Annotated in this window: 9 protein-coding genes, 2 tRNA genes and 3 rRNA genes; 10 read left to right on the top strand and 4 right to left on the bottom strand. The window is 61.0% G+C overall.

Annotation, left to right across the window (positions count from 1 at the left end; genetic code table 11):
- Positions 1-543 precede the first annotated feature (543 nt).
- The 8 genes from IF690_RS04630 (at position 544) to recD (ending at position 15,096) form a co-directional block, all read left to right on the top strand.
- Positions 544-2,080: ribosomal RNA gene (locus IF690_RS04630) — 16S ribosomal RNA — on the top strand.
- A gap of 65 nt (positions 2,081-2,145) precedes the next feature.
- Positions 2,146-2,222: transfer RNA gene (locus IF690_RS04635), tRNA-Ile, on the top strand.
- A 26-nt stretch (positions 2,223-2,248) separates the two neighbouring features.
- Positions 2,249-2,324: transfer RNA gene (locus IF690_RS04640), tRNA-Ala, on the top strand.
- 239 nt (positions 2,325-2,563) lie between these two features.
- Positions 2,564-5,455 (top strand): 23S ribosomal RNA (locus IF690_RS04645).
- Positions 5,456-5,603: 148 nt separating this feature from the next.
- Positions 5,604-5,719 (top strand): 5S ribosomal RNA (gene rrf / locus IF690_RS04650).
- The 16S, 23S and 5S rRNA genes sit together here with 2 tRNA genes alongside, the layout of an rRNA operon.
- A 163-nt stretch (positions 5,720-5,882) precedes the next feature.
- A complete protein-coding gene (recC, locus tag IF690_RS04655) occupies positions 5,883-9,335 on the top strand; it encodes an exodeoxyribonuclease V subunit gamma (protein ID WP_202699020.1) in 3,453 nt (1,150 codons plus the stop codon).
- A complete protein-coding gene (gene recB, locus IF690_RS04660) occupies positions 9,332-13,024 on the top strand; it encodes an exodeoxyribonuclease V subunit beta (protein ID WP_202699021.1) in 3,693 nt (1,230 codons plus the stop codon). The genes recC and recB overlap by 4 nt, the downstream gene beginning before the upstream one ends.
- Complete coding sequence (recD, locus tag IF690_RS04665) at positions 13,000-15,096, top strand: exodeoxyribonuclease V subunit alpha (RefSeq protein WP_502710162.1); 2,097 nt, start codon at positions 13,000-13,002, stop codon at positions 15,094-15,096. Before recB ends, recD begins: the two co-directional genes overlap by 25 nt.
- 29 nt (positions 15,097-15,125) lie before the next feature.
- Here the strand turns inward: recD and IF690_RS04670 are convergent, their stop codons facing one another.
- The 4 genes from IF690_RS04670 to IF690_RS04685 form a co-directional block, all read right to left on the bottom strand.
- Positions 15,126-16,667, bottom strand: coding sequence for an amino acid ABC transporter permease/ATP-binding protein (locus IF690_RS04670; protein WP_202699023.1), 1,542 nt, complete (start codon positions 16,665-16,667; stop codon positions 15,126-15,128).
- A 98-nt stretch (positions 16,668-16,765) separates the two neighbouring features.
- On the bottom strand, positions 16,766-17,563 hold the full coding sequence (locus IF690_RS04675; protein WP_202699024.1) for an ABC transporter substrate-binding protein: 798 nt from the start codon (positions 17,561-17,563) through the stop codon (positions 16,766-16,768).
- Between the two features lie 41 nt (positions 17,564-17,604).
- Positions 17,605-18,663 (bottom strand): isopenicillin N synthase family dioxygenase, encoded by a 1,059-nt coding sequence (locus IF690_RS04680; RefSeq protein ID WP_202699025.1) that lies wholly within the window; start codon positions 18,661-18,663, stop codon positions 17,605-17,607.
- Positions 18,664-18,675: 12 nt separating this feature from the next.
- A complete protein-coding gene (locus tag IF690_RS04685; RefSeq protein WP_202699026.1) occupies positions 18,676-19,527 on the bottom strand; it encodes a sugar phosphate isomerase/epimerase family protein in 852 nt (283 codons plus the stop codon).
- 321 nt (positions 19,528-19,848) lie between these two features.
- Here IF690_RS04685 and yfiR point away from each other — a divergent pair, with 321 nt between their 5' ends.
- Together yfiR and dgcN are read left to right on the top strand one after the other, a co-directional pair.
- Positions 19,849-20,424, top strand: coding sequence for a regulatory sequestration protein YfiR (gene yfiR, locus IF690_RS04690; protein WP_202699027.1), 576 nt, complete (start codon positions 19,849-19,851; stop codon positions 20,422-20,424).
- The gene (dgcN, locus tag IF690_RS04695; protein ID WP_202699028.1) at positions 20,421-21,689 is read left to right on the top strand and encodes a diguanylate cyclase DgcN/YfiN; all 1,269 of its coding nucleotides are present in this window, start codon (positions 20,421-20,423) and stop codon (positions 21,687-21,689) included. Before yfiR ends, dgcN begins: the two co-directional genes overlap by 4 nt.

The following is a 21,689-nucleotide window of genomic DNA, read 5'->3' on the forward strand; positions in this document are numbered from 1 at the left end:
AATAAGGGTTGACGGCAGATTCTGGAAGTCTATAATTCGCCCCACTTCCGGCGCAGTCGAAACGTAAAACTCCTTGAGATTCAATGAGTTACGAGATTTTCGGCAGCGGCACGCTTCAGTTCATCGAAGTCCGAAGGAGTCGGTTTGGCAGCGTGTTTTCGCCGAATTGACGATTCGATCTTCTCGGTCGAAAGCGGAGAAAAAGAGGTGTTGACAGCAGCGTGTAACGCTGTAGAATTCGCCTCCCGCTGACGAGAGATCGGAAGCGCAAGTGGTTGAAGTTGCAAAGGAAACTTTGAAAACTTCTTAAAATAACCGCTTGACAGATGCAGAGGCTGCTGTAGAATGCGCGCCTCGGTTGAGACGAAAGACTTAACCAACCGCTCTTTAACAACTGAATCAAGCAATTCGTGTGGGTGCTTGTGGAGTCAGACTGATAGTCAGAAAGATTATCAGCATCACAAGTTGCTCCGCGAGAAATCAAAGATGTAACCAACGATTGCTGAGCCAAGTTTAGGGTTTTCTCAAAACCCAAAGATGTTTGAACTGAAGAGTTTGATCATGGCTCAGATTGAACGCTGGCGGCAGGCCTAACACATGCAAGTCGAGCGGTAGAGAGGTGCTTGCACCTCTTGAGAGCGGCGGACGGGTGAGTAATGCCTAGGAATCTGCCTGGTAGTGGGGGATAACGTCCGGAAACGGACGCTAATACCGCATACGTCCTACGGGAGAAAGCAGGGGACCTTCGGGCCTTGCGCTATCAGATGAGCCTAGGTCGGATTAGCTAGTTGGTGAGGTAATGGCTCACCAAGGCGACGATCCGTAACTGGTCTGAGAGGATGATCAGTCACACTGGAACTGAGACACGGTCCAGACTCCTACGGGAGGCAGCAGTGGGGAATATTGGACAATGGGCGAAAGCCTGATCCAGCCATGCCGCGTGTGTGAAGAAGGTCTTCGGATTGTAAAGCACTTTAAGTTGGGAGGAAGGGTACTTACCTAATACGTGAGTATTTTGACGTTACCGACAGAATAAGCACCGGCTAACTCTGTGCCAGCAGCCGCGGTAATACAGAGGGTGCAAGCGTTAATCGGAATTACTGGGCGTAAAGCGCGCGTAGGTGGTTCGTTAAGTTGGATGTGAAATCCCCGGGCTCAACCTGGGAACTGCATCCAAAACTGGCGAGCTAGAGTATGGTAGAGGGTGGTGGAATTTCCTGTGTAGCGGTGAAATGCGTAGATATAGGAAGGAACACCAGTGGCGAAGGCGACCACCTGGACTGATACTGACACTGAGGTGCGAAAGCGTGGGGAGCAAACAGGATTAGATACCCTGGTAGTCCACGCCGTAAACGATGTCAACTAGCCGTTGGGAGCCTTGAGCTCTTAGTGGCGCAGCTAACGCATTAAGTTGACCGCCTGGGGAGTACGGCCGCAAGGTTAAAACTCAAATGAATTGACGGGGGCCCGCACAAGCGGTGGAGCATGTGGTTTAATTCGAAGCAACGCGAAGAACCTTACCAGGCCTTGACATCCAATGAACTTTCCAGAGATGGATTGGTGCCTTCGGGAGCATTGAGACAGGTGCTGCATGGCTGTCGTCAGCTCGTGTCGTGAGATGTTGGGTTAAGTCCCGTAACGAGCGCAACCCTTGTCCTTAGTTACCAGCACGTTATGGTGGGCACTCTAAGGAGACTGCCGGTGACAAACCGGAGGAAGGTGGGGATGACGTCAAGTCATCATGGCCCTTACGGCCTGGGCTACACACGTGCTACAATGGTCGGTACAGAGGGTTGCCAAGCCGCGAGGTGGAGCTAATCCCACAAAACCGATCGTAGTCCGGATCGCAGTCTGCAACTCGACTGCGTGAAGTCGGAATCGCTAGTAATCGCGAATCAGAATGTCGCGGTGAATACGTTCCCGGGCCTTGTACACACCGCCCGTCACACCATGGGAGTGGGTTGCACCAGAAGTAGCTAGTCTAACCTTCGGGAGGACGGTTACCACGGTGTGATTCATGACTGGGGTGAAGTCGTAACAAGGTAGCCGTAGGGGAACCTGCGGCTGGATCACCTCCTTAATCGACGACATCAGCTGCTTCATAAGCTCCCACACGAATTGCTTGATTCATTGAAGAAGACGATTGGGTCTGTAGCTCAGTTGGTTAGAGCGCACCCCTGATAAGGGTGAGGTCGGCAGTTCGAATCTGCCCAGACCCACCAATTACTGGTGCACCCTGTAGCGATACGGGGCCATAGCTCAGCTGGGAGAGCGCCTGCCTTGCACGCAGGAGGTCAGCGGTTCGATCCCGCTTGGCTCCACCATTACAGATTGGTGTCCATCGTTTAAAGCTTAGAAATGAGCATTCCGCTGATAGGCGATGAATGTTGATTTCTGATCTTTATCAGAATCGTTCTTTAAAAATTTGGGTATGTGATAGAAAGATAGACTGAATGGCACTTTCACTGGTGTTTATTCAGGCTAAGGTAAAATTTGTGAGTTTAATCGCGAATTTTCGGCGAATGTCGTCTTCACAGTATAACCAGATTGCTTGGGGTTATATGGTCAAGTGAAGAAGCGCATACGGTGGATGCCTTGGCAGTCAGAGGCGATGAAAGACGTGGTAGCCTGCGAAAAGCTTCGGGGAGTCGGCAAACAGACTTTGATCCGGAGATGTCTGAATGGGGGAACCCAGCCATCATAAGATGGTTATCTTGTACTGAATACATAGGTGCAAGAAGCGAACCAGGGGAACTGAAACATCTAAGTACCCTGAGGAAAAGAAATCAACCGAGATTCCCTTAGTAGTGGCGAGCGAACGGGGACTAGCCCTTAAGTGGCTTTGAGATTAGCGGAACGCTCTGGAAAGTGCGGCCATAGTGGGTGATAGCCCTGTACGCGAAAGTCTCTTAGTCATGAAATCGAGTAGGACGGAGCACGAGAAACTTTGTCTGAATATGGGGGGACCATCCTCCAAGGCTAAATACTACTGACTGACCGATAGTGAACTAGTACCGTGAGGGAAAGGCGAAAAGAACCCCGGAGAGGGGAGTGAAATAGATCCTGAAACCGTATGCGTACAAGCAGTGGGAGCAGACTTTGTTCTGTGACTGCGTACCTTTTGTATAATGGGTCAGCGACTTATATTCAGTGGCGAGCTTAACCGAATAGGGGAGGCGTAGCGAAAGCGAGTCTTAATAGGGCGTTTAGTCGCTGGGTATAGACCCGAAACCGGGCGATCTATCCATGGGCAGGTTGAAGGTTAGGTAACACTGACTGGAGGACCGAACCGACTACCGTTGAAAAGTTAGCGGATGACCTGTGGATCGGAGTGAAAGGCTAATCAAGCTCGGAGATAGCTGGTTCTCCTCGAAAGCTATTTAGGTAGCGCCTCATGTATCACTGTAGGGGGTAGAGCACTGTTTCGGCTAGGGGGTCATCCCGACTTACCAAACCGATGCAAACTCCGAATACCTACAAGTGCCGAGCATGGGAGACACACGGCGGGTGCTAACGTCCGTCGTGAAAAGGGAAACAACCCAGACCGTCAGCTAAGGTCCCAAAGTTATGGTTAAGTGGGAAACGATGTGGGAAGGCTTAGACAGCTAGGAGGTTGGCTTAGAAGCAGCCACCCTTTAAAGAAAGCGTAATAGCTCACTAGTCGAGTCGGCCTGCGCGGAAGATGTAACGGGGCTCAAACCATACACCGAAGCTACGGGTATCACGTAAGTGATGCGGTAGAGGAGCGTTCTGTAAGCCTGTGAAGGTGAGTTGAGAAGCTTGCTGGAGGTATCAGAAGTGCGAATGCTGACATGAGTAACGACAATGGGTGTGAAAAACACCCACGCCGAAAGACCAAGGTTTCCTGCGCAACGTTAATCGACGCAGGGTTAGTCGGTCCCTAAGGCGAGGCTGAAAAGCGTAGTCGATGGAAAACAGGTTAATATTCCTGTACTTCTAGTTATTGCGATGGAGGGACGGAGAAGGCTAGGCCAGCTTGGCGTTGGTTGTCCAAGTTTAAGGTGGTAGGCTGGAATCTTAGGTAAATCCGGGGTTCCAAGGCCGAGAGCTGATGACGAGTTACCTTTCAGGTGACGAAGTGGTTGATGCCATGCTTCCAAGAAAAGCTTCTAAGCTTCAGATAACTAGGAACCGTACCCCAAACCGACACAGGTGGTTGGGTAGAGAATACCAAGGCGCTTGAGAGAACTCGGGTGAAGGAACTAGGCAAAATGGCACCGTAACTTCGGGAGAAGGTGCGCCGGTGAGGGTGAAGGACTTGCTCCGTAAGCCCATGCCGGTCGAAGATACCAGGCCGCTGCGACTGTTTATTAAAAACACAGCACTCTGCAAACACGAAAGTGGACGTATAGGGTGTGACGCCTGCCCGGTGCCGGAAGGTTAATTGATGGGGTTAGCTAACGCGAAGCTCTTGATCGAAGCCCCGGTAAACGGCGGCCGTAACTATAACGGTCCTAAGGTAGCGAAATTCCTTGTCGGGTAAGTTCCGACCTGCACGAATGGCGTAACGATGGCGGCGCTGTCTCCACCCGAGACTCAGTGAAATTGAAATCGCTGTGAAGATGCAGTGTATCCGCGGCTAGACGGAAAGACCCCGTGAACCTTTACTATAGCTTTGCACTGGACTTTGAATTTGCTTGTGTAGGATAGGTGGGAGGCTTTGAAGCGTGGACGCCAGTTCGCGTGGAGCCATCCTTGAAATACCACCCTGGCAACTTTGAGGTTCTAACTCAGGTCCGTCATCCGGATCGAGGACAGTGTATGGTGGGTAGTTTGACTGGGGCGGTCTCCTCCTAAAGAGTAACGGAGGAGTACGAAGGTGCGCTCAGACCGGTCGGAAATCGGTCGTAGAGTATAAAGGCAAAAGCGCGCTTGACTGCGAGACAGACACGTCGAGCAGGTACGAAAGTAGGTCTTAGTGATCCGGTGGTTCTGTATGGAAGGGCCATCGCTCAACGGATAAAAGGTACTCCGGGGATAACAGGCTGATACCGCCCAAGAGTTCATATCGACGGCGGTGTTTGGCACCTCGATGTCGGCTCATCACATCCTGGGGCTGAAGCCGGTCCCAAGGGTATGGCTGTTCGCCATTTAAAGTGGTACGCGAGCTGGGTTTAGAACGTCGTGAGACAGTTCGGTCCCTATCTGCCGTGGACGTTTGAGATTTGAGAGGGGCTGCTCCTAGTACGAGAGGACCGGAGTGGACGAACCTCTGGTGTTCCGGTTGTCACGCCAGTGGCATTGCCGGGTAGCTATGTTCGGAAAAGATAACCGCTGAAAGCATCTAAGCGGGAAACTTGCCTCAAGATGAGATCTCACTGGAACCTTGAGTTCCCTAAAGGGCCGTCGAAGACTACGACGTTGATAGGTTGGGTGTGTAAGCGCTGTGAGGCGTTGAGCTAACCAATACTAATTGCCCGTGAGGCTTGACCATATAACACCCAAGCAATTTGCTTAAACAGCGGATTGCGGTGTGTGAAGACGAAACGAACCGAAAGTTTGCACGACTCACAACAGCACCATAAAGCTATTACATACCCAATTTGCCGAAGCGTCGAAAGACGAGTTGGCACACCGAATTTCTTGACGACCATAGAGCATTGGAACCACCTGATCCCATCCCGAACTCAGAAGTGAAACGATGCATCGCCGATGGTAGTGTGGGGTTTCCCCATGTGAGAGTAGGTCATCGTCAAGATTAAATTCCGAAACCCCAATTGCGAGAGCAGTTGGGGTTTTGTTTTTGTGCGACAAAAAATGCCTCATCCCCCGCAACACTCATGTTGGTCCTCTCAGCTGTCACCGCTGCGTGACAGTGCTAAGGTTCGGCCCTAGCTTTTGCATTTTCCAAGGAAGCCCTTATGCCGGACCCCACGTCCCTCAGCGCTGGTTTTATGGTGGTTCACGGTAACCGCCTGGACGAGTTGCGCAGCCTGGTGGTCAGCTGGATGCGGCGTTACCCCTTGGCGCCGCTGGAGAATGAGATCGCCCTGGTCCAGAGCAACGGCATTGCCCAATGGCTGAAGCTGGCACTGGCTGAGGATCCGGAGGAAGACGACATGGGCGGCTGCGGCATCGCGGCTGCCATTGATGTACAGCTCCCCGGCAGTTTCATGTGGCAACTCTATCGCATGGTGCTGGGACGCGATGAAATCCCGCCCAAATCCCTGCTGGATAAAGCGCCGCTGACCTGGCGCCTGATGCGACTCTTGCCCGAGTTGATCGACCAGCCGCACTTCGAACCACTGCGACGCTTCCTCACTCACGACACGGATCTGCGCAAGCGTTATCAATTGGCCGAGCGCCTGGCTGACCTGTTCGACCAATATCAGGTCTATCGCGCCGATTGGTTGGAAGACTGGGCCGCAGGACGTCACCAACTGCGCAGTGCTCGAGGCGAGCCCAAGGCCCTGACCCCCGCCAACTGCTGGCAGGCCGAACTGTGGCGCGCATTGTTGCTGGATGTGGGAGAGGCAGGCATGGCGCAGAGTCGTGCCGGTGTTCATCAACGTTTCATCGAACGTATTCTCAACCTGGAAACGGCACCACAAGGGTTGCCCTCGCGAGTGATCGTTTTCGGGATTTCCTCCCTGCCGGCACAAGCCCTTGAAGCCCTGGCTGGATTGGCCCGCTTCAGCCAGGTCCTGCTGTGTGTGCACAACCCCTGTCGTCACCATTGGGCGGATATCGTTGCCGACAAGGATCTGCTGCGCCATCAATACAAGCGTCAGGCGCGCAAGGTGGGAATGCCGGTGGTGCTCGACCCACAGACCCTGCATCAGCATGCCCATCCGCTGCTTGCCGCCTGGGGTAAACAGGGCCGAGACTACATCAACCTGCTCGACAGCTACGACGATCCCAACAGCTATCGTTCAGCCTTTCGCGACGGCCGTATCGACCTGTTCAGCGAGAGTCAGCCGCAGACCCTGCTGAACCAGTTGCAGGACGATATTCTCGAATTGCGCCCGCTGGAGGAGACCCGCCAGTTATGGCCGGCGGTCGATCTTCGGCAGGACCAGTCGATCCGTTTTCACATTGCCCACAGTGCCCAGCGCGAAGTGGAAATTCTCCACGACCAACTGCTCGCGCGCTTCAGCGAGGACCCCGAATTACGTCCGCGAGATGTGATCGTGATGGTCCCGGACATCGACAGCTACGCGCCGCATATTCGCGCGGTCTTCGGTCAGCTGGAGCGTGACGATCGGCGTTTCATTCCATTCACCCTGACAGACCAGGGCCAACGTGGCCGCGATCCATTGCTGATTGCCGTGGAGCATCTGCTCAAGCTGCCGGACAGCCGTTTCCCCGTCAGTGAAATCCTCGACCTGCTGGATGTCCCGGCATTACGTGCACGCTTTGGTGTAGACGAAGCGGATCTGCCAACCCTGCATCGCTGGATCGAAGGCGCCGGCATCCGCTGGGGCATGAACGCCGAACAACGAGCCGACCTGGGGTTGCCGGAGGAGCTGGAGCAGAACAGCTGGCGTTTCGGTCTGCGCCGCATGTTGTTGGGGTATGCCGTGGGACGTTCCGATGCCTGCGAGGGGATCGAGCCTTACGATGAAATCGGTGGCCTGGATGCGGCCTTGATCGGGCCGTTGGTGGCTTTGCTCGATGCGCTGGAGACGGCGTATCAGAACCTTACCTTGCCTGCGTCGCCGCCGCTGTGGGGCGAGCGCCTGCAAGCACTCACACAGCAGTTCTTCCTGGCCAGTACCGAGCATGACGACTACCTGTTGAGCCAACTCGAAGACTTGCGCGAAACCTGGCTGGAAACCTGCGAATCGGTCGGCCTGTGCGATGAGCTACCGTTGACCGTAGTCCGCGAGGCCTGGCTGGCCGGCCTGGATCAGGGGCGCTTGTCCCAGCGTTTCCTGGCGGGTGCGGTGAACTTCTGTACGCTGATGCCGATGCGTGCGATTCCATTCAAGCTGGTATGTCTGCTGGGGATGAACGACGGCGACTACCCGCGGGCACAACCGCCGCTGGACTTCGACCTGATGGGCAGCGACTACCGCCCCGGTGACCGTTCGCGGCGTGAAGACGACCGTTACCTGTTGCTGGAGGCGCTGCTTTCGGCGCGGGATCAGCTGTATGTCAGTTGGGTCGGTCGCAGCATTCGCGACAACAGTGAACGCCCGGCCTCGGTGCTGATTGGCCAGTTGCGCGATCACCTGGCCAGTGGCTGGAGGCTGGCGAATGACCAGGACGACTTGCTCCACGCCATGACCCAGGAGCATCCGTTGCAGCCTTTCAGCGCCCGCTACTTCCATGAAGGCGATGGGCTGTTCAGCTATGCCCGTGAGTGGCAGCTGTTGCACCAGGCCCAAGCGGCTCCTCAAGTGCTCGAGCTTCTGGCGCCCTATGTCCAGGAAGAGCCTCTGAGCCTGGGGCAGTTGCAGGACTTCCTGCGTAACCCGGTGCGACATTTCTTCAGCCAGCGCCTCAAGGTGTTCTTCGAGGCGGCCGACGCGCCGTTGGCCGACGAAGAGCCTTTTGTGCTCGACGCGCTGCAACGCTACAGCCTGAGCGACAGTCTGCTGGAGGCGGCGTTGAACAGTGCCGATGATCCGCACCAGGCCTTGCAGGCCCAGGCGCAGCGGCTACAGGCCAGCGGCTTGCTGCCCATGGCCGGTTTTGGCGAGAGCCTGCAACGAGAGCTGATCGAACCGCTGCCGGATCTGCTGATGCGCTATCGGCAATTGCTGGAGTTATGGCCAACCCCCGTTACCAGTGCGTTGCCGATTGCCCTTGAACTCAATGAGGTGAAACTCGAAGGTTGGTTGAGTGGCTTGCACCAACGCAGCGATGGTGGACTGCTGTCGGTCACCACCATCCCTAACAGCATCGGTTCGCCCAAGACCCGCAAATGGCACCGCCTGATTCGGTCCTGGGTCAATCACCTGGTGGCCTGTGCCAGTGGCTATGCCTTGACCACCGCGCTGGTAGCCAGCGACGACACCTTATTGCTGCCACCTCTGGACCGCGAATCGGCGCTGCAAAGCCTGGGCGATCTGTTGCTGGCCTGGCAGGCGGGCATGTGCCAGCCGCTGCCGGTAGCCGTGAAAACCGCTTTTGCCTGGCTGGGCCAGAGTGACCCGGGCAAGGCCGAAGCCGCGGCGCGCAAAGCTTATGAGGGAGATGGCCAGACCACTGATGGCGAGCGGCGGGAAAGCCCGGCCCTGGCGCGGCAGTACCCGGACTACAACGCGTTGATCGCCGATGAAACCTTCAGCGGCTGGGTTGAGGCGCTGTACCGCCCACTGTTGCAGGCGCCCTGGCGCTCCGCGGTCAATGGGGAGGGCGACGCATGACCCGACAAGCACCTCTGGCCCTGGCGTTTCCGCTACGGGGCAGCCAACTGATTGAAGCCAGCGCCGGTACTGGCAAGACCTTTACCATCTCGGCGCTCTACCTGCGCCTGGTGCTGGGGCACGGTGGCGAGCAGGCCGGGTTCGGTCGCGAGTTGCTGCCACCGCAGATTCTGGTGGTGACCTTCACCGACGCGGCGACCAAGGAACTGCGCGAACGGATCCGCACCCGCCTGGCTGAAGCCGCGCGCTTCTTCCGCGAGGAAACCACCGCGCCCGACGCGCTGATTGCCGAGTTGCGCGATCAGTTCGCCACCGAGCAATGGCCGGGTTGCGCCAGCCGCCTCGATATCGCCGCGCAATGGATGGATGAGGCCGCGGTCTCGACCATCCACAGTTGGTGCCAGCGCATGTTGCGCGAACACGCGTTCGACAGCGGCAGCCTGTTTACCCAGACCCTGGAAACCGACCACAGCGATCTGCTGGGCGAAGTGCTGCGCGACTATTGGCGCCTGTTTTGCTACCCGATGCAGGGCGATGCGCTGAATTGGGTGCGGGCCAACTGGGGCGGGCCGGCGGCCTTGCTGCCCAGGGTGCGTGCGCTGTTTGGCAGCGAGCGTGAAGTGGACCGGGAGCAGACTCCGGCGCAACTGATCGAAGCGTGTCTTTTGGAACGCCGCGCCGCCCTGGTGCAGCTCAAGGCACCCTGGCAGCAATGGGCTGCGCAGCTGCGGGAGATCTGCTTGCAGGGTGTCGCCAGCAAGGCGGTCGATGGCCGCAAGATGCAGGCGCGTTACTTCGAGCCCTGGTTCGAAAAGATCACCGCCTGGGCCGAAGACGAGGCCATAGAGCAACTGGATATCGGCACCGGCTTCAGCCGCCTGACCCCCGAAGGCATGGCCGAGGCCTGGAAGGGCGATGCGCCGGATCATCCCGGGCTGGAAGCCATGGCCGGGCTCAAGGCCGCGCTCGATGCCCTGCCGAGTCCCGACGCCGCGGTGTTGCAACACGCCGCGCGCTGGGTCGGCGCGCGCTTCGAAGAGGAAAAGCGCCGGCGGGCCGAGATGGGCTTCGACGACATGCTGCTGCGCCTTGACGCCGCGTTGCAGGCCGAGGGTGGCGAGCGGCTGGCGACGCTGATTCGCGAGCAGTTTCCGGTAGCCCTGATCGACGAATTCCAGGACACCGACCCGGTGCAGTACCGGATCTTCGAAAGCATCTACCGCATCGAGGACAACAACCCCGAGACCGGCCTGTTCCTGATCGGCGACCCCAAGCAGGCGATCTACGCTTTCCGCGGGGCGGACATTTACACCTACCTGCGCGCTCGCCAGGCCACCAGCGGCCGCTTGCATACCCTGGGCACCAACTTCCGTTCCAGCCACGCCATGGTCAAGGCGGTGAACCACGTATTCGAGCGTGCCGAATCCCGTGAGCAAGGGCGCGGCGCGTTCCTGTTCCGGGAGAAAAACGGAGAGAACCCGGTGCCGTTCCTGTCGGTGGCATCCCAGGGGCGCAAAGAGCAGCTACAAAGAGAAGGACAGGTGGTGCCGGCGCTGAATATCTGGTACCTGCCCACGGAGCAAGCCATTTCCGGTGCGCTGTACCGGCAGCAACTGGCGGCGGCCTGCGCCAGCGAAATTGTCGCCTTGCTCAACGGCGGGCAGCAGGCCAGCGTGGGCTTCGACCGTGATGGCCGGCCCCTCAAGGGGCTGCTGCCGGCGGACATCGCCATTCTGGTCCGCGATGGCAAGGAGGCTCAGGCCGTGCGCGGTGAGCTGGCTGCCCGCGGGGTGCGCAGCGTGTACCTGTCGGACAAGGACTCGGTATTCGCCGCCCAGGAAGCCCACGACCTGCTGGCCTGGCTCAAGGCCTGTGCCGAGCCGGATATCGAGCGCCCGCTGCGCGCGGCGTTGGCCTCCATCACCCTGAACCTGCCGCTGGTAGAGCTGGAGCGTCTGAACCAGGATGAATTGGCCTGGGAAAGCCGGGTCATGCAGTTCCGCGGTTATCGCCTGATCTGGCGCACCCAGGGCGTGCTGCCGATGCTGCGGCGCCTGCTGCATGACTTCCAGTTGCCCCAGGCCTTGATCGCCCGCAGCGATGGCGAACGGGTACTGACCAACCTGCTGCACCTGTCCGAACTGTTGCAGCAGGCGGCTGCCGAGCTGGACGGCGAACAAGCGCTGATCCGCCATCTGGCCGAGCACCTGGCCTTGTCCGGGCAGGCTGGCGAAGAACAGATCCTGCGTCTGGAAAGCGACGAACAACTGGTCAAGGTGGTGACCATCCACAAGTCCAAGGGCCTGGAGTATCCGCTGGTGTTCCTGCCGTTCATCTGTTCGGCCAAGCCGGTGGATGGCAGTCGCCTGCCGTTGCATTACCACGACGAATCGGGCAAGGCCCAGGTGACGCTGCGGCCGACCCCGGAGTTGATCGCCCAGGCCGACGACGAGCGTCTGGCCGAGGACCTGCGCCTGCTCTACGTGGCCCTGACCCGTGCCCAGCATGCCTGCTGGCTGGGGGTCGCCGACCTCAAGCGCGGCAACCACAACAGCTCGGTATTGCACCTTTCGGCCTTGGGGTATCTGTTGGGCGGCGGTGCGCTGTTGAACGAGTCCAGTGGCCTGGCGCGCTGGCTGCAAGACCTGCAGCAAGGCTGCGAGGCCATGAGTGTCGGGGAAATGCCCAACGCCACCGACAGCCGTTTCCATCCGCCACGCAACGACGCCACCCTGTTGGCGCCCCTGGCTCCCAAGCGGCGCGCCGCGGAAAACTGGTGGATCGCTTCCTATAGCGCCCTGCGCATCAGCGACAACCTGGGGGGCGGCAGTACCGAGGCGCCGGAAAGCCCGCAGGCGCAGAAACTCTTCGACGATGAACGCCTGGATCCCGATGCCCCACGTGAAGTCGTGGCCAGCGGCGCGGACATCCATCGGTTCCCCCGTGGGCCGAACCCGGGGACCTTCCTCCACGGCCTGCTGGAGTGGGCCGGTGACGAGGGCTTTGCCGCCGACCCCGCGGCCATCGAGGACGCCATCGGCCGGCGCTGTAATCGCCGCGGTTGGAAAGGCTGGATTCGCACATTGAGCGACTGGTTGCGGCACCTGTTGCAACTGCCTTTGCCCGTTGGGGCAGGGCGGCCACCGGTGGTGCTCGCGCAATTGAGCCAATACCGGGTCGAGATGGAATTCTGGTTCGCCAGCCACAAGGTCGACGTGCTCAAGCTCGACGAACTGGTGCGCCAGTACACCCATCAAGGCGTGCCGCGGGTGACCGCCGAACCGGTGCTGCTCAACGGCATGTTCAAGGGCTTTATCGACCTGACCTTCGAGCATGAAGGGCGCTATTACGTGGCCGACTACAAATCCAACTGGCTGGGCGTGGATGACGCCGCCTATACCGAGCAGGCCATGGAACAATCGATTCTCGACAACCGTTACGACCTGCAATACGTGCTGTACCTGCTGGCCCTGCATCGCCAGTTGCGCGCGCGCCTGGCGGACTACGATTACGACCGGCACATGGGCGGTGCCCTGTATCTGTTCTTGCGTGGCACGGGTTCGGCCAGCCGTGGCGTGTTTTTCACCCGGCCGCCCCGTGAGCTGATCGAGCGCCTGGACCGCTTGTTCCAGGGCAAGCCCGAGCAGCCCAAGGCCGAGCCGGCATGGGAACAGGGAGTATTGCTGTGATCGAGGATCTGCTGACACCGCTGGAACCCCAACCTCAACCCGACCTGGCGCCCCTGGTACGGGCTGCCGATCTGCTGCTATTGCTCGACCGCTGGGTCGAGCGCGGCTGGCTGCGCGCTCTGGACAAGGCTTTCGTAGGCTTTCTGCAGGAACTGGAGCCGCAAGGCGACCCGCTGGTGCTGATGGCCGCGGCGTTGACCAGCCATCAACTGGGCCACGGTCATGTCTGCCTGGACCTGTTCGAAACCCTCAAGGAGCCGGATTTCGCCCTGTCCCTGCCGCCGGAAGGCGACCTGCAAAGCACGGCGGCGGTACTGCCGTCACAGGTGTTGGCGGCGCTGGACGGGGCGCACTGGTGCAAGGCCCTGGCGGCCAGCCGACTGGTGGCGCTGGCGGCCGACCAGAGCGAGCAGGCTCGCCAGCGACCTTTGGTGTTGTCGGGCAAACGCCTGTATCTGCGCCGCTACTGGGCCTATGAGCGGCGCATCGACAATGCCTTGCGCCAGCGCCTGGCGGTGCAGGAGGAAACCCCCGCGGACTTGGCCGAGCGCCTGGGCGGCCTGTTCGGGGCGGCCAAGGCGACGGGGCCGGTCGACTGGCAGAAACTCGCCTGTGCGCTGGCCACCCGTGGCGCTTTCAGCATCATCACCGGCGGGCCCGGTACCGGTAAGACCACGACCGTGGTGCGCCTGCTGGCCTTGCTCCAGGCGCCGGCTGTCGAAGCCGGCAAGCCTTTGCGGATCCGCCTCGCGGCGCCCACCGGCAAGGCGGCGGCGCGCCTGACCGAATCCATCAGCCTGCAAGTGCGTTCCCTGTCGGTGGACGATAGCGTGCGCGAGAAGATCCCCAGCGACGTGACCACGGTGCACCGGCTGCTGGGCAATCGTCCGGGTACCCGGCACTTCCGCCATCACGCGGGCAACCGCTTGCCGCTGGATGTGCTGGTGGTCGACGAAGCCTCGATGATCGACCTGGAGATGATGGCCAACCTGCTCGATGCGCTGCCAGTGCACGCGCGCCTGGTGTTGCTCGGGGACAAGGATCAACTGGCCTCGGTGGAGGCCGGTGCGGTGCTTGGCGATCTGTGCCGCGATGCCGAGGCCGGCTGGTACAGCCCGCAAACCCGCAACTGGCTCGAGGCCGTCAGTGGCGAACAGCTGGCGGACAGTGGCCTGCAGGAAGATAACGCCGGCACCCACCCGCTGGCCCAACAGGTGGTGATGCTGCGCCACTCCCGGCGTTTCGGCGAGGGCAGCGGTATCGGCCAGCTGGCGCGCTGGGTCAACCAGCAGCAGGCCGAGGAAGCCCGCCGCCTGCTGGCCGCTCGCAGCCACGCCGACCTGTATGGCTTGAGCCTCAAGGGCGAGCAGGATCGCGCCCTGGAGCGCTTGTTGCTGGAGGGCCACGGTGACGGGCCGCAGGGTTACCGGCATTACCTGAGCCTGCTGCGTGGCCAGCGCCCGTCCGCCGATACGGTGCTGGAAGACCCGCGCTGGAGCGCCTGGGCCCGCGATGTGCTGCAGGCCTTCGACCAGTTCCAGTTGCTCTGCGCGGTGCGCAAGGGGCCTTGGGGTGTCGAGGGCTTGAACCAGCGGATCAGCGCTGCCCTGTTCAAGGCGCGGCTGATCGAAAGCGACCAGCAGTGGTACGAAGGTCGTCCGGTGCTGATGACCCGCAACGATTACGGCCTGGGGCTGATGAACGGCGATATCGGCATCGCCTTGAAACTGCCCGAGCATGAAGGCACGCAAGACGGGCGCCTGGTGCTGCGGGTGGCTTTCCCGCGCAACGACGGCCAGGGTGGCGTGCGTTTCGTGTTGCCGAGCCGGCTCAACGATGTGGAAACCGTGTACGCCATGACCGTGCACAAATCCCAGGGCTCGGAATTCGCCCACACCGCCCTGATCCTGCCCGAGGCGCTGAACCCGGTGCTGACCAAGGAGTTGATCTACACCGGGATCACCCGGGCCAAGGACTGGTTCAGCCTGATCGAGCCGCGGGCCGGGGTGTTCGAAGAGGCGGTGCGGCGCAAGGTCAAGCGCCTGAGCGGGTTGATGCTCGACCTGGGGTGAGCGCCGGGCCACTGGCGCTCTGCTCTCGATCAGAGCGCCGCGGCCGGTGCCATTGCGCTGGGCTGCTCGAGCCCCATGAAACGCCTGACCCGTTCCCCCGCCACCTCTTCACGGATCGCCCGCGGGCTGGCGTCCAGCTGGATATTGCCGCCCTCCATGAAGATCACTCGATCGGAAATCGACAGGGCGAAGTCCATCTCGTGGGTGACGATCAACAGGGTCATGCCTTCTCTGGCCAGGTCGCGAATCACATTCAACACATCGCCCACCAGCTCGGGGTCGAGGGCCGAGGTCGGCTCGTCGAAGAGCATGATCTGCGGCTCCATCGCCAGGGCCCGGGCAATCGCCACGCGCTGCTGCTGACCGCCGGACAACTGGTGCGGGTACTTGTGGGCGTGGGCCAGCAGGCCGACCTTGTCCAGCAAGGCGTAGGCCTGCTGCTCGCTCAAGGCCTTGCTGCTGCCGTGGTAACGCGGCGCCAGGCAGATGTTGTCGAGGATGCAGCGGTGGGGGAACAGGTTGAAGTTCTGGAAGACCATGCCGATGTGCCGCACGCCGTCGCGCACCTGCGGGCTGTTGAGGTGGTCGCCGGCGCTGATGAAGCTGTTGCCGAACAGCACGATCTCGCCCTGGTCGATGCACTCCAGGCCATTGATGGTACGGATCAGCGAGGTCTTGCCCGAGCCGGACGGACCGATGATGGAAATCACCTGGCCGCTGGCGACCTTCAGGTCGACGCCCTTGAGCACCTGATGATCGCCATAGCGCTTGTGGATGTTTTGCAGTTGCAGGGCCGGGGCGCTGCCGGCCATCGTTGGTGGGCGTGGGCGGGCGTACAGCGGTTGTGCCTGCTGCCGGAGCCGCTCGGTGCCGGCGTCGTCCAGGGTTTGTGGCGTGCGCAGGTTCAGGTCCAGGTGGCGTTCCAGGCGCTGCAGCAGCCAGGCGAACAGGGTGACGATCAGCACGTAGTACACCGCCACCGCGGCCAGGGTTTCCATCACCAGGAAGTTCTGCGCGTACAGGCGCTGGCCGATGGTGAGCAGTTCGGTCAGGGAGATCACCGAAATCAGCGAAGTCAGCTTGACCACGGTGATGTACTCGTTGATCAGGGTCGGCAGGGAAATACGGAAGGCCTGGGGGATGACGATCAGCCGTTGCAGACCGACCAGGCCGATCCCCAGCGCGCGGCCGGCTTCCTTCTGCCCCTTGGCCACCGAGATCAGCCCGCCGCGGTGGATTTCCGCCATGTACGCCGCTTCGGTCACCACCAGGGCGAGCAGCCCCGAGTAGAAGGGGTTGGACAGCACCGAGCCGGTGGCTGGAAACAGCTGGGGCAGGTTGTAGACGAAGACCACCAGCACCAGCAGCGGGATGCTGCGAAAGAACCAGATGTACAGCGCTGCCGGGGTTCTGAGCCAGGCGGCGCTGGAGAGTTTGGCCGACGCCAGGAGAAAGCCCAGCAGCATGCCGATGAACCAGGCCAGGGCACTGAGCTGGACCACGGTGACGCAGGCGTGCCAGAAGCTGGGCAGGGAAAACAGGGAGAAGAAGTAGGACCAGTCGAATTGCATAAACACCTCAGGCGGCTTCGGATCGCAGGCATCAGGACGGGCGCCGTGTGCTCGATCTGGGGCCGGTCACGGGCGCATCCGTGCGCCGCAGTGGCTTGTCAGTCAGTCACGGGCTCGAGGTTGTATTTGCCGAGAATCGCGGCGTACTCGCCGTTCTTGCGGCTCTCGGCGAAGGCTTCCTGCAGCGCCTTGTAGGTGGCGTCGTTACCTTTCTTGACGAAGATGCCGAGGGTCTGCTGATAGATCAGGTGCTGGCTGGTGACCACCACCCGGCCCCTGGTGCGTTCGGCGATCATCTTCGCCGCGCCGGCGATTTCCACCTGGGCCTGGATGTTTTTCGACAGCAGGGCCTGGGTCACTTCGGGAGCCGAGGGGTACTCGCTGACGCTGATCGCGCCCTTGTTGTTCGGCACGCAGTAGTCGCTGGAGAGCTTCTGCAACTGGCCGACCCAGGTGGTGCCCTGTTCCAGGCCGACTTTCAGGCCGCACAGGTCTTCAGGGGTTTGCGGATTCAGGCCGCTGTCCTTGGAGGCCATGATCGCCGCGCCGGTTTTCGCATAGGCGATGGTCATGGCCTGGGTCTGCCGCTCCGGGGTGATGTACATGCCGGAAATGATCGCATCGTAGCGACCGGCGTTGAGGCCGAGGATCAGGCTGGGGAACTTGGTGTCGACGAACTCGGCCTTGGCGTTCAGGTGCCTGGCCAGGGCATGGGCCAGTTCCGGGTCGGAGCCGACCACGTTCTTCTCGCTGTCATAGGACTCGAACGGCGGGTAGGTGATTTCCATGCCGATCTTCAGCTGGCCGGGGGTCGCGGTCGAGGCCAGGCCGGCGGTGGCGCACAACAGGCCGGCGGTGAGCAGGGTCAGGCGAGCAACGTTGTTTTTGTTCAGCATCGTGGGTCTCTCCGGGGGTGGAAGCAAAGGGCAAAGGGGTGTCAGGACGCTTGCGACTGATGTTTCAGGTGGCCGAAGCTCGAAGGCTTGCGGGCTTTTTCCGGCAAGCGGATCTCGCCGTTCTCCACGCGTTTGCGCAGGTACCGATAGGTCTGCAGGGCCTGGCCATACATGTGCTCGCCGATGGCGATCTGCTCGTAGTCGTCCGAGGCCTTGGCGAACTGCGGCAGAGGCTTGATCTGGGTGTGGAAGTCGCAGGCGTAGAACAGCGGGAACGAGTAGCGCTCCTCGCTGACCGTGCGCACCCGGTGGGCGGTGGCGACAAAGGCTCCGGCGGTCATCACTTCCAGCATGTCGCCGATGTTCACCACGAAGGCGTCGGCAATAGGGGGGGCGTCGATCCACTGGCCCAGGTTGTTCATCACTTCCAGGCCCGGCTTGTCGGCCAGCAGGATAGTGAAGCATTCATAGTCGGTGTGGGCGCCGATGCCGGGGGCATCCTGGGCCGCGTCGTCGAACGGGTAGTGGATCAGGCGCAGCTTGGAAGGCGGGCGGGTGACCAGGGCGTCGAAGTAGTTTTCCTCCAGGCCCAGGGCCAGGGCAAACCCGCTGAACAGGCGCCTGCCGAGGGCGAAGACGGCCGCGTAATAGGCTTGCACCGCCTCTTTGAAACCGGGCAGCACCGGCCATTCATTCGGCCCCAGCAGCGGCGTGTTGGCCAGGACCAGGGGATCGTCGGCCGGTACTTCGAAGCCGATGTCGAAGGCCTCCTTGTGATCCGGCTTGCCCTTGGAGTACACCTCCTCGCCTTCGGGGACGAAACCCTTGTGGCTTTTCGAGGTGCCGATGTAGTGCTGCATCTTGGTGTCCAGGGGCTGGGCGAAATAGTCCCTGGCGGCCTGACGCAGGCCGGCGATCAACTGCGGCTCGATGCCATGGCTGGTGATATAGAGAAAGCCCACTTCGCTGGCGGCTGCTCCCAACTGTTCGGCGACGGCCAGCCGGTGCTCCAGCTCGATGCTGAACAGGCCGGCGATGTCCACCACCGGGATGTGCTTGAAGTTGGCCTTGGCCGGGGTGTTATCGATCTTCTCGGGCATGACGCAAGAACCTCACGGGCGGGTTGAATGGGTGAAGCGGTCGAAGTGTTCGCGCTCGGTCCTGGCCATCCATTGGTTCAGCGACCAGAGGTCGGCCACCGGCACGTTGGTGAAGGGCAGGTGATGCAGGTAGCCGTCGGCGCCGAACTCCGGGGTCAGGGTGCTGACTGGGTAGCCACGGGCCTTTTGCGAGTGCCAGACGGCCTCCCAGTGTTGCTGGTGGAACGCCAGTTCACGGGCATATTCCGGGGCAGCGGGGTGCGGGACTTGCGGCCCCTGGTCATAGCCGACCCGGGCCTGGATGTGGTGAACGCGCTCGACGAAGGGGCCCAGGTCATCGAAAGGATCGTCCAGCAGGCGTTCGCAGGTGACGATCCAGTGGCTGATATCGCTGGTGAAGCGCAGGTCGGGCAATTGCCGGATCAGCTCCAGGGTGACCCAGGGGTTGAACAGCGAACGGGCGCGGTGAGTCTCGAAGCTGCAGAACTGGCCATGCTTGCGCGCCAGCTCCATGGCCTGGCCGAAGAACTCGACTTGCTGTGCCAGGGGCCAGCGGTCGTTGCCGGCCAGGACATTGACGAAGCGCGGCGCCAGCTCGGCGGCCCAGGCCAGTTTGCGGTCCAGGTCCAGCAGGTGTTCCTGGAGCCCGGCCGATTGTTTGGGCAGGACGTCGTAGGCGGTGAAAACGGTGCAGATATAGCCGAGGCGGTTGTCCCGCAGGAAAGTGCCGAATTCGCCGCGTTCGCGAGCTTGCAAAGGCAGGCGGGCTTCCATACCGTCGAAGCCGGCGGCCAGCAGCTCGTCGAGTGCCTGGGCCTTGCTGGCGCTATAGCCCCAGAGTGTGCGGAATATTTCCAGTTGCATCGGCTAACCTCAAAGATGTCTTGGGCTACTCATGGCACCGCAGCGGCAGGTGGCCGAGGCGGCGATACTGGGCAGTAGCAAAAGACATTCCTTGAGCCGGATCTCTGCGGATCCGGTCTCACCGAGGGGGGCTGGACGGCTCGCTCTCTGGCGCCGATCTTAAGCAGGCGATGCAGGCATGAAGAATAGGAAGGCTCAAATCGTTACTTCATTTTTTCCTAAACCAATAGCCTGCTATCCATGTCTGGGAGCCTCGCGGCGGTTTCACTGGCTGTGCTATCGTTGCGGCATCATTGTATGAAGATCAAAGAGAATCCCTGCATGAACGTGGCTGTCTCGGCGACAGAGCGCTTTTCGGGCTGGAGGCAGGTACTGCTGTCCACCCTGGTCTGTCTGCTGAGCACTTTTGCCGTCGCGCAACCCGAGCCTGCCATCAGCCTGGCAGACCAGCGCGCCAAGGCGGTGACTCAGGTGGTGCTGGGCATTCTCAGCTATGCGCGCTGGCCGGTGGAGCCGGTAGCGCTGCGTCTGTGCGTGGTGGGGCCGACCGAATACACCGACGACCTGGTCAAGGGCACGACCCAGGCCACTGGCCGTCCGGTCCTGGTGCGGCGCCTGCTGGCCGACAACCCGACCATCGCCAGCGAGTGCGATTCGGTGTACATCGGCAAGTTGACCGACGACCAGCGCACCCGCCTGTTCAATTCCCTGGTCGGTCGTCCGGTGCTGAGCATCAGCGAGGGCGGCGACCAGTGCACGGTGGGCAGCCTGTTCTGCCTGCGTGTCAGAGACAACCAGGTGTCATTCGAGGTCAATCTGGATTCCGTGGCCCGCAGTGGCGTGCGGATCCATCCAAGCGTACTGCAACTCTCCCGTCGTCGACCGGCGGCGCCATGAGCCTCTTCAAGTCGCCTGCTCGCCCCACATTGCACTCGGTCATTGGCCGCGGGCATCTGATTGTCGCCCTGCTGGCCATTTCCATGGCCAGCCTGTCCCTGACCCTGCTCGGGGTGCTGGCGTTGCGGGTGTATGCCGATCACAACCTGCACCTGATCGCGCGTTCGATCAACTACACGGTCGAAGCGGCGGTGGTGTTCAACGACAGCGCCGCGGCGACCGAAGCCCTGGCCCTGATTGCCTCCACCGAGGAGGTGGCCGAGGCCCAGGTACTCGATGCCCGGGGGCGCCTGCTGGCCCGCTGGGAGCGGCCGGAAACCGGTTTGCTGAGCGACCTGGAAATGCAGATCGCCCGGGCCTTTCTCGAGAAGCCCATCACGGTGCCGATCATGCATCAGGGGCAGGAAATCGGCAGCATCGCCTTGACTGGCCATGGCGGCAGCCTGCTGCGCTTCCTGCTCAGTGGGCTGGTGGGGATTGTCCTGTGTATCGCGGTGAGCGCCTGGGTGGCGCTGTACCTGGCGCGCCGTCAGTTGCGCGGCATTACCGGGCCACTGCGCAGCCTGGCCGATGTGGCCCATGCCGCGCGCCGCGAGCGGGCGTTCGACGTACGGGTGCCGCCGGCGGAAATCGCCGAGCTGGACAACCTGGGCAACGACTTCAATGCCCTGCTCGATGAGCTGGAAGCCTGGCAAAGCCATTTGCAGAGTGAAAACGAAACCTTGGCCCACCAGGCCAGCCACGACAGCCTGACCGGGCTGCCGAACCGGGCGTTTTTCGAGGGCCGGCTGATCCGCGCGCTGCGCAGTGCCAGCAAGCTCAACGAACGGGTGGCGGTGCTGTTTCTCGACAGCGACCGCTTCAAGGGCATCAACGACAACTTCGGCCATGCAGCCGGCGATGCCGTGCTGATGGCGGTGGCGTCGCGGGTGCGGGCGCAGTTGCGCGAGGAAGACCTGGTGGCGCGCCTGGGGGGCGACGAGTTCGCCATTCTGCTGACCCCGCTGCACCGTATCGAGGATGCCGAGCGTATCGCCGAAAAAATCATCGCCAGCATGGAGATGCCGATCGCCTTGCCAGGCAGTACTTCGGTACTGACTTCGCTCAGTATCGGTATTGCCGTCTACCCTGATCATGGCACCACCCCGGGTGCTCTGCTCAACGCCGCCGATGCGGCGATGTATCAGGCCAAGCGTGTCTCGCGAGGCGGGCAACACACTGCGGGGGCGGAACCCCCCGTCGTTCACGTTCAATCCAGGAGCTAA

Origin of the sequence: Pseudomonas sp. SK3(2021) (assembly GCF_016772375.1) — a bacterium.
GTDB lineage: Bacteria > Pseudomonadota > Gammaproteobacteria > Pseudomonadales > Pseudomonadaceae > Aquipseudomonas > Aquipseudomonas chlororaphis_I.

What these genes read in the sequence shown, in the direction of transcription:
- recC (WP_202699020.1), top strand. Translation starts at nt 5,883, where the DNA reads ATGCCGGACCCCACGTCCCTCAGCGCTGGTTTTATGGTGGTTCACGGT.
- recB (WP_202699021.1), top strand. Translation starts at nt 9,332, where the DNA reads ATGACCCGACAAGCACCTCTGGCCCTGGCGTTTCCGCTACGGGGCAGC.
- recD (WP_502710162.1), top strand. Translation starts at nt 13,000, where the DNA reads ATGGGAACAGGGAGTATTGCTGTGATCGAGGATCTGCTGACACCGCTG.
- IF690_RS04670 (WP_202699023.1), bottom strand. Translation starts at nt 16,667, where the DNA reads ATGCAATTCGACTGGTCCTACTTCTTCTCCCTGTTTTCCCTGCCCAGC.
- IF690_RS04675 (WP_202699024.1), bottom strand. Translation starts at nt 17,563, where the DNA reads ATGCTGAACAAAAACAACGTTGCTCGCCTGACCCTGCTCACCGCCGGC.
- IF690_RS04680 (WP_202699025.1), bottom strand. Translation starts at nt 18,663, where the DNA reads ATGCCCGAGAAGATCGATAACACCCCGGCCAAGGCCAACTTCAAGCAC.
- IF690_RS04685 (WP_202699026.1), bottom strand. Translation starts at nt 19,527, where the DNA reads ATGCAACTGGAAATATTCCGCACACTCTGGGGCTATAGCGCCAGCAAG.
- yfiR (WP_202699027.1), top strand. Translation starts at nt 19,849, where the DNA reads ATGAACGTGGCTGTCTCGGCGACAGAGCGCTTTTCGGGCTGGAGGCAG.
- dgcN (WP_202699028.1), top strand. Translation starts at nt 20,421, where the DNA reads ATGAGCCTCTTCAAGTCGCCTGCTCGCCCCACATTGCACTCGGTCATT.